General features: G+C 42.5%; 2 tRNA genes and 2 rRNA genes. All 4 read left to right on the top strand.

The window, feature by feature from the left end:
* A 16S ribosomal RNA gene (locus NCY30_RS15000) occupies nt 1-59 on the top strand; the annotation flags it as partial.
* A gap of 70 nt (nt 60-129) precedes the next feature.
* Nucleotides 130-247: ribosomal RNA gene (rrf, locus tag NCY30_RS14995) — 5S ribosomal RNA — on the top strand.
* An 11-nt stretch (nt 248-258) separates the two neighbouring features.
* A tRNA-Ile gene (locus tag NCY30_RS14990) sits at nt 259-332 on the top strand.
* A 27-nt stretch (nt 333-359) separates the two neighbouring features.
* Nucleotides 360-432: transfer RNA gene (locus NCY30_RS14985), tRNA-Ala, on the top strand.
* Nucleotides 433-628: the final 196 nt, after the last annotated feature.

Genomic DNA, 628 nt, shown 5'->3' with positions numbered 1-628 from the left:
CTGGGGTGAAGTCGTAACAAGGTAGCCGTATCGGAAGGTGCGGCTGGATCACCTCCTTTCTAAGGAATAAAAGTAAGGGTTGTTATCTATTGTTTAGTTATTAAGGCTGTCAAAAGCTTAATAATGATTTTTGGTGGCGATGCGCTTAGGGGAAACACCCGTTCCCATACCGAACACGATGGTTAAGACCTAAGCGGCCGATGGTACTTCACTGGAGACGGTGCGGGAGAGTAGGTGGCCGCCAAATCTAAAAAAGATGGGCTTATAGCTCAGCTGGTTAGAGCGCACGCCTGATAAGCGTGAGGTCGGTGGTTCGAGTCCACTTAAGCCCACTTATAAGCCTAAAAATAATTGAATATGGGGGATTAGCTCAGTTGGGAGAGCGCCTGCCTTGCAAGCAGGAGGTCACGAGTTCGAATCTCGTATTCTCCACTTGATAATGAAGATTCATTATCATCTATGTACCTTGAAAATTGCATATAAGAAATAGAAATGATAAGATTTTAAATATCTTAATCAAGACATCCGAGGTAATTGTTATAAACAGAGTAATAATTACTGTCTGAAGAAAACAGACTTAAATAAAATTGACCTTAAGCCAACGCCGATAACGCTATATCGGTGTAGC

Source organism: Dorea sp. MB18-49 (assembly GCF_023669465.1).
Taxonomy (GTDB): domain Bacteria; phylum Bacillota; class Clostridia; order Lachnospirales; family Lachnospiraceae; genus Dorea_A; species Dorea_A longicatena.
The sequence above is the reverse complement of the archived record's forward strand: the minus strand, read 5'-3'. Positions and strand labels throughout refer to the sequence as shown.